Consider the following 7,544-nt stretch of genomic DNA (forward strand, 5'->3'; position numbering starts at 1 on the left):
CGTGTATTCATCGGGGGCTTTGAAGGTCACGAACATGCCGAAACGGATGTTGTTCAGCACCTCGCGACCGTCCGGTTCTTGGCTGGCGGCGATGTCGATCAGGCCACTGCGTGCCAAGCGGCCACCGTCAGCTGCGGGCTTGAAAACGTTGGCCAGGTCGTGCAGGCCAGCGGGCAAAAATGCCAGACCCGCATCGGGGCAATCCAAGCCAGTGCCATTGGCCACTGCGGCCATTTCAATGGCCGCTTTGGTCCCATCCGTGAACGAGTTGTACATCTGCGCGTTGAAATCACCCGCCTTGACTTCGGCCTCGGTCCAGCCAAAGTAGCCCCACACGGTGTCGGGGGTGGAATAACGGTAACGGGGTTCGAAGTTCATGCCCTTGCCCGCGGCGGTCAACTCAAAGCCGCAAGAGCGCACCCAATCGATCAACTCGCACATGAAGGCGGGTTGGTCCCCATAGGCCATGGAGTAAACCACCCCTTTGGCTTTGGCTCGGGCTGCCAACAAGGGGCCGCACATGACATCGGCCTCCACGTTGACCATGACCACATGCTTGCCGTGGTCGATGGCCGTCAGCGCGTGGCGCACACCGACGATCGGGTGTCCGGTCGCTTCGATGATGCACTCGATACCGTCAAATTCGGCCAAGGCCGCTGCGTTGTCCACGATGCAGGTTTTGCCCGTTTTGTAAGCCTCACCCAGCGTTTTGGCACTGTATTGCTCTTCTTCCCAACCCACGCGGTGGAGCGACTCGCGGGCTTTGGCGACGTTCAAATCGGCCACCCCCACAACGTGATAGCCCTTGATGTGTTTGGCTTGAGCCAGCATCATGGAGCCAAATTTACCGGCCCCGATGATGCCCACACGGATGGGGCCTGACTCTGCGGTGCGTTTCTGGAGCAATGTTGCCAAGTTCATGGGAAATAATTTCCTTCAAAGTTCAATGGAAGATCAAGTTCGAATTAAATAAAAGTATTTTTAAGAAATCAATGATTAATGCTTTTTGACTTGCAGAATAATCATTAATAATTTCAATAAAATAATCTATATATTATTTAATATAAATCAGAATAAAATTCTAATATAGATTAAATAAATAATTCACCAGGGGCAATATTAAGTGGCCCCCTGGATCACGTCCATTGACTTAAATTATTTTTATGTTTAGAAAAACTTAAGTATTTTTGGCCTGCGCGCGCGCGTCCACCCAGGTTGGTCCTCTGCGAACCGTGAGTTGTGGATGTGCGGCACAAGAATGGCGCAAGGTCAATCCTGTTCCGGCCAAGTTCGTGGCCGGTTCACGCGCCAAGGCTCAAGACCACCCGCTAAGGGGCAGCGGGCAACACGCGTTCGTTTTGCCAGTTCACGCGTTCTTGCCTTATCCATTCCAGAAACAACTGGACTTTTGCCTTTCGCAGATGGTCAAAAGGGCAGACAACCCATTGCGTTGTAAGTGTGAATCGGGGCGGGTTGCGAACAGGGCAAACTAGGGTGCCATGACGCAATTCACGCCACATCATCAAGTTACTCTCCAGCGCAACCCCCAAACCATCCGTCGCCGCATCGATGGCCATATGACTTCGGTCAAAGAGCAACCGACTCCATTCGGCAGAAGGCGTCACACCGGCAGAAGTGAACCACTGCGCCCACTGCAGCTGGGCTTTTACGGAATGGATCAGGCGGTGCTGCTGAAGTTCTGCCGCCTCCATGCTGTTGGCTTGGGCGTAGCTAGGCGCACAAACCGGCATGTACGTTTCCTCTGCAAGCCCTTCAACAAAGACGCCAGGCCACTGCCCCTCTCCGTGACGAATCTCGACATCGACGTCCTCACGGCTGAAGTCGGTTGGCTCTGTCGTGGCGTTCAATCGCAACTCGACATCGGGGTTGGCATCCAAAAAGCGCTGCAATCGTGGCAACAGCCATTTACTGCCCAGCGTGGGGGTGGTACGCACGGTCAGCGCCGCTCTTGAGCGAAACCCCCGGATCCGCTGGGTGGCCTCGGTGATGCGCTGCACATCCTCGGCAATCATCTCGAAATACCGTTCTCCAGCTTCTGTCAACACCACACCACGTCCCGCTTTTTTAAGCAAGGTGGTGCCCAGATGCAGCTCCAGCGCGTGGATCTGCTGGCTGACCGCCGAAGGGGTGACATAAAGTTCTGCGGCCGCCTTGGTCAGACTGCAGCAACGTGCAACAACATCAAAAACAGCAATTGCCCTCAGAGGGAGTGTCATGTCACAGCCATTCGGTTACTTCATTAACTTGGAAGGTCTATCTTATGACCTGGGTGAATTCGGATCATTATGTCTACTTCAAGATTCAGCGGCTGATTCCGACCCTCAATTTCCACACCGGGTTTGTTAAGTCAAATAATGAAACTGACAAACGGCATAAACTCACAAGTGATTTAATTCCATTCATGTTGCGGTGCAACGATTCAACTCCATTCAAGTGCCATGATCCCTCCACTGAGTGCTTTGCAAGCCTTTGAAGCCATTGCCCGGCGCAAGAGTTTTTCGCTCGCGGCGACCGAACTGCACCTGACACCGTCGGCCGTCAGCCACCAAGTGGCCAAGCTCGAAAGCCTGCTGGGTGTCCGCCTTTTTGAGCGCTCGGCACGGGGCGTGGAGCTGACCCCTGCAGGCCAGCAATATCTGCAGCGCGTGGCCAGCGCCTTGGGCGCCATCAACGCGGCCACCGAAGACCTGCGACACGGCGTGCAAGACACCTTGTACGTTCACTCCAGCCCCAGTTTTGCCAGCCTGTGGCTGATGCCTCGCATCGGCCGTTTTGCCGAACTGCACCCCAACATATCCCTGATGCTCTCGGCCTCGCACGTCCACTCGGACTTTCAACTGGGTCAGATGGACATTGACATTCGCTACGGTCTGCCCAGCTGGCCCAACCTGGAGGTTGAACCGATTTTTACCGAAAAAATCCTGCCTCTGGCCAGCCCGGAATTCATCCGCACCCATGGCTTGCACACGACCGCCGACCTGTTGCGTGTGCCGCTGATCCAGTCCAGCGTCAGCGTGGTGCAATGGCCCGAATGGTTTGCACGCTTTGCCGGTGACCAGCGACCTGAACGCATGGGCCTGCGTTTTGACCGCGCCATGATGAGTCTCGATGCCGCCGTTCAAAGCCTGGGCGTGGCACTGGAGAGCACCAGCATCGGCAGCCCCCTGATCGCCAGTGGCCGATTGCAGCCGGTCTTTGGGGACCAAATGAGCATGGAAGTCCAGGCCCACTTCGTGGTGTACCCGGCCCGCCACGCTTCAAAGCCTGAAGTACGCAGCTTCATGGCCTGGCTTCGGGACGAAGTTCAACCGTCTCGGCAAGAAACGGTATTGGACTGAAACAACAGCCGTGCCTGCGGGCAGCGCCCGCTCGTAGTTGAAGACCTTTCATCAAAGCGTGAGTTTTCTTCGCTTGTGTTCATGTGACCTGCCCGTAAAAATCGCGGCCACGACCTTGAAACCACCGGAGACAGGCGCCTGGCTTTGCAGCACGGCAGCCGCAGCCCATGAGCACACACCCACAACAAGCGCTGGCCCACGCCATCCGTTTTCTCTCGATCGACGCCATCGCACGCGCACAAGAAGGGCACCAGGGTGTGCCGCTGGGCATGGCCGAGATCGCCACCGCGCTCTACACGCGCCACCTGAAATTCAACCCGGCCGAGCCCACTTGGTGGGACCGGGACCGCGTGGTGCTGTCCAATGGCCACGGCTCCATGCTGCTGTATTCGCTGTTGCACCTGACGGGCTACGCGGACTTCCCCATTGAAGAAATTCAGCGCTTTCGCGAACTGGGCTCGCACTGCGAAGGACACCCGGAGCGCAACCCGGCCATCGGCATCGAGGTGACCACCGGCCCTTTGGGTCAGGGCATTGCCAATGCGTTTGGCATGGCGGTAGCCGAGGCGTATCTGAACGCCCGCTTTGGCCATGACCTAGTCAACCACCACACCTACGCTTTTGTGGGCGATGGCTGTCTGCAAGAGGGCATTGGCCAGGAAATGATTTCACTGGCAGGGCATCTGCGATTGGGCAAATTGGTGCTGCTGTGGGACGACAACCAGATCACCGACGATGGCAGCACGGACCTGTCGATCAGCGAAAACGTGGCCGAGCGATTTCGGGTGGCGGGCTGGCATGTGGTCGAAGTGGATGGACATGACATCGATGCCGTATCGATTGCGCTGGAAGCGGCGCGCGCCGATCCGCGTCCGTCCATGCTCGCGTGCCGCACCGTGATCGCCAAGGGCATCGCCCGTCTGCAAGGCCAGCGTGGTGGGCACAGTGGTCGCTTGTTCGCCGAAGACGCCCAGGCCGCGCGTGAATTGCTGCAGTGGCCGCACGCAGCTTTCGAGATTCCCCCTGACGTCCTGCAGGCCTGGCGTCAAGCCGGTGCGCGTAGCCAGCCAGAGCACGCGGCCTGGCAGGCACGCATGAGCGCGCTGAACGCTGCGGAACGCCACGAGTTTGAACGGGTGATGCGTGGCGAGTTGCCCGCCCATTGGCAACAAGTTTTGCTGGATTACAAGCAAAGCGCCCTGCAGGCGCCCACCGCGCCGAGCGGCATTTTCATATCGGCAGAAATCAACGACCTGCTCACGCCCCTTATGCCCGAGCGCATGGTGGGCTGCGCTGATCTGGAAGCGCCTACCAGCCACAAACGCGGGCTGGCCGCCTTCACCGCCAACGACCGCAACGGAGCCTATGTGCATTGCGGCGTTCGTGAACATCTGATGGCCGCCATGGCCAACGGCATGGCCGCACACGGGGGCGTGGTGCCATTGAGCGTCACCTATCTGGCTTTTGCAGATTACGAACGACCCGCGATGCGCATGGCCGCCCTGATGGGCCTGCCCGTCAAATTCGTCTTCAGCCATGACTCGATCGGCATCGGCAAAAACGGCCCCACCCACCAGCCGGTAGAAATTCTGGCATCACTGCGCGCCATGCCCAACATGCTGGTCATGCGCCCAGCCGACGCAGTGGAAGCCGCCGAATGCTGGGCCGTGGCCCTGCAACACCCAAGCGGCCCGGTGAGTCTGGTCTTTGCTCGCCAGCCATTGCCCCTGGTGCGCCAGACGCACCAAACAGAAAACCTCTCCCAGCGTGGCGGCTACATCCTGGCAGAGTCGGTGTGTGGCCCCCGACAAGTCACGCTGCTGGCCACTGGCTCCGAAGTGGCACTGGCAGTGGTAGCCCGCGATGCGCTCGAAAGCCAAGGCATCGGCACGGCCGTTGTCTCCCTGCCTTGCTGGGCTTTGTTCGACGCGCAAGACAACAATTACAGGCAGCGCGTGCTGGGCAGGGGCACAGTTCGAGTGGGCATTGAAGCGGCCGTGCGCCAGGGTTGGGACCGCTACCTGGGGGACCACGGGGGCTTCATCGGCATGAACGGTTTTGGCGCTTCAGGCCCTGCCGATGCGCTGTACAGCTTGTTTGGCATCACCCCCCAAGCCGTGGTGGCCGAAGCCACGCGCCTGCTCAAATCGCAAGCTTGACCCTTACTGGCCAGGTTGTCAGCCGCGGGGCATGACAATCGGGGCATGACATCGCTCACTGATTTTTCGTCCAGAGAACGTCGCGCCCTCTGGCTCCTCTGGATCACGCCGGCCCTTTGGTCCGTCAATTACATCGTGGCCCGCACCGCGCCCGGGGTGATCGAGCCCCACATGCTGGCGCTGGGTCGGTGGGCATTGGCTGGCTTGATCCTGAGCGTCATCGCGCGCAGCGAGCTTTGGCGTGAGCGGCGCAGCACCTTGCGTGCCGCCTGGCAATACCTCACGCTGGGGGCTTTGGGCATGCTGATCTGTGGTGCATGGGTTTACAAAGGTGCGCAGACCACCAGCGCCATGAACATCTCCCTGATTTATGCCGCTTCGCCGGTGCTGATTGCCTTGGGCGCGGTGATTTGGCTAGGCGAGCGCTTTTCGTGGCGACAAGGTCTGGGCGTGCTGGTGGCCTTGTCCGGCGTTTTCCATGTGGTGGTCAAAGGGCAATGGGGGGCTTTGGGCCAAGTGCAATGGGTCGCAGGCGACGGCTGGATTGTGCTGGCGATCGTGGCCTGGGCCGGGTTTGCCTTGCTGCAAAAAAAATGGCACGCCCCTTTAGGCGCGACAGCCCGACTAGCGGCCATTTGCATGGGCGGTGTGCTGGTACTTTTGCCGTTTGCGCTGTGGGAGTGGCAGCAGGCCGCCACCCCATCCTGGAGCACCCAGGCCACTTGGCTGGTGGTGCTGGCAGGCCTGGTGCCCGGCATTGGCGCTTACTGGGCCTATGGCTTTTGCCAAAAGGTATTGGGCGCCAGCCGCGTCGCGGCCAGCTTGTATCTGGGGCCTTTGTATGGTGGCTTGGCGGCTTGGGCGGTGCTGGGCGAATCGTTGGGCTGGCACCACGTCATGGGTGCCGCACTGATCTTGCCGGGCATTTACCTGGCATCGCGCAAAGCGCCTGAAACGCCTGAGCCCTGACAACCCTGCTGGGGTCTGCGCGATCCCAGGCAAAAGGCACCCCGAAGGAGGCCTTGCATGCAAGGAGCGCCGATGGCGCCCCGTTCGCAGGCTCAGATGTAATGCATGCGGTTTTTCAGGATGCGGGCAGCGCGACGGCTCATCAAGGTGGTGAGGTCGGCGGCTGGTGTGCTGGTGTCTTCAGCGCGGTCCATCGCAGTTTGCAAGTCACGCATCATGCGGGTATCAGATTGGGCCATCGCCCACAGCCGCTGGTCAGACCGGCGACGGGCCACACCCGCAGACCAGCTGTCCAGCCCGGTGATCACACCCTGCGCCAACATGCGGGTCACGCCGCGCAGCACCATGATGGCCAACACGGCCACCGCCCAAAGCGCCAACCAAGAGGCCAGCACATGGGTGTCCGCCCACCCGTCGATCATGTGATCGACCGCCACCACCATGGCCGCCACGCCAGCTGCCAACAACCAGAGGGCCAAGTTTTGGGTGGATGTGGTCGACGTTGCGCTGATGGCTGGCCCAGAGGGCATTTGGCCCACAACAGATTTTTCAGTGATCGTGCTCATTTTTAATTCCCTGCTTCTAATTTTGTATGCCTTGGCAATCCAAATCATCAAAACCATAGACTCAATATAGGGTTTTCACGCATATTTTTCAAGTTTATATTCATGATGTTATCCATTCATAATAGTGATACATAACCGATGTCTGTATGAATTCCTTCATCCCCGCCTCTTTTCGCACGCTGGACCTGAATTTGCTCAGGGTGTTTGACGAAGTCATGGCCGAGCGCAGCCTGACGCGTGCAGCCCGCAACCTGTCCATCACCCAGCCGGCCGTGAGCAATGCATTGCGGCGCCTGCGCGATGCGCTGGACGACGAGCTCGTGCGGCGCCACGGGCATGGGATCGAGCCCACCTCAAGGGCCCTGGCCTTGTGGCCCAGCGTGCGAGAAGCGCTGCGTCAGCTGCAAGAAGCCATCGTGCCCAGCCTGTTTGTCCCGGAAGAAGCCAGCAGCACCTTCATCCTGACCATGGCCGATGCCACGGCCGCCGAG

At 59.2% G+C, this 7,544-nt stretch carries 7 protein-coding genes; 4 read left to right on the forward strand and 3 right to left on the reverse strand.

Translation table 11 applies throughout. The features are described from left to right. The coding region (locus ACIQ3A_RS12480; protein ID WP_396432057.1) for a Gfo/Idh/MocA family oxidoreductase at positions 1-921 on the reverse strand (921 nt) is incomplete at its 3' end. Between the two features lie 407 nt (positions 922-1,328). Next, positions 1,329-2,237: a LysR substrate-binding domain-containing protein gene (locus tag ACIQ3A_RS12485; protein WP_396432058.1), complete on the reverse strand. Its 909-nt coding sequence runs from the start codon at positions 2,235-2,237 to the stop codon at positions 1,329-1,331. A gap of 222 nt (positions 2,238-2,459) precedes the next feature. Between ACIQ3A_RS12485 and ACIQ3A_RS12490 the strand changes: the two genes are divergently transcribed. The 3 genes from ACIQ3A_RS12490 to ACIQ3A_RS12500 all read left to right on the forward strand — a co-directional run bounded on the left by ACIQ3A_RS12490 (position 2,460) and on the right by ACIQ3A_RS12500 (position 6,487). Further along, positions 2,460-3,359: a LysR substrate-binding domain-containing protein gene (locus ACIQ3A_RS12490; RefSeq protein ID WP_396432059.1), complete on the forward strand. Its 900-nt coding sequence runs from the start codon at positions 2,460-2,462 to the stop codon at positions 3,357-3,359. Between the two features lie 167 nt (positions 3,360-3,526). Further along, positions 3,527-5,518 carry a transketolase gene (gene tkt, locus ACIQ3A_RS12495; RefSeq protein WP_396432060.1) on the forward strand — a complete coding sequence of 664 codons (1,992 nt, stop codon included), beginning with the start codon at positions 3,527-3,529 and terminating at the stop codon, positions 5,516-5,518. A 45-nt stretch (positions 5,519-5,563) separates the two neighbouring features. Beyond that, entirely contained in the window at positions 5,564-6,487 is a 924-nt protein-coding gene (locus ACIQ3A_RS12500) for a DMT family transporter (RefSeq protein WP_396432061.1), read from the forward strand. Positions 6,488-6,579: 92 nt separating this feature from the next. Here ACIQ3A_RS12500 and ACIQ3A_RS12505 read toward each other — a convergent pair whose 3' ends face one another. Continuing rightward, positions 6,580-7,053: a hypothetical protein gene (locus ACIQ3A_RS12505; protein ID WP_396432062.1), complete on the reverse strand. Its 474-nt coding sequence runs from the start codon at positions 7,051-7,053 to the stop codon at positions 6,580-6,582. A gap of 146 nt (positions 7,054-7,199) precedes the next feature. Between ACIQ3A_RS12505 and ACIQ3A_RS12510 the strand changes: the two genes are divergently transcribed. Beyond that, the coding region (locus ACIQ3A_RS12510) for a LysR family transcriptional regulator (RefSeq protein ID WP_396432063.1) at positions 7,200-7,544 on the forward strand (345 nt) is incomplete at its 3' end.

The organism is Limnohabitans sp. (genome assembly GCF_044361985.1).
GTDB lineage: Bacteria > Pseudomonadota > Gammaproteobacteria > Burkholderiales > Burkholderiaceae_C > Limnohabitans_A.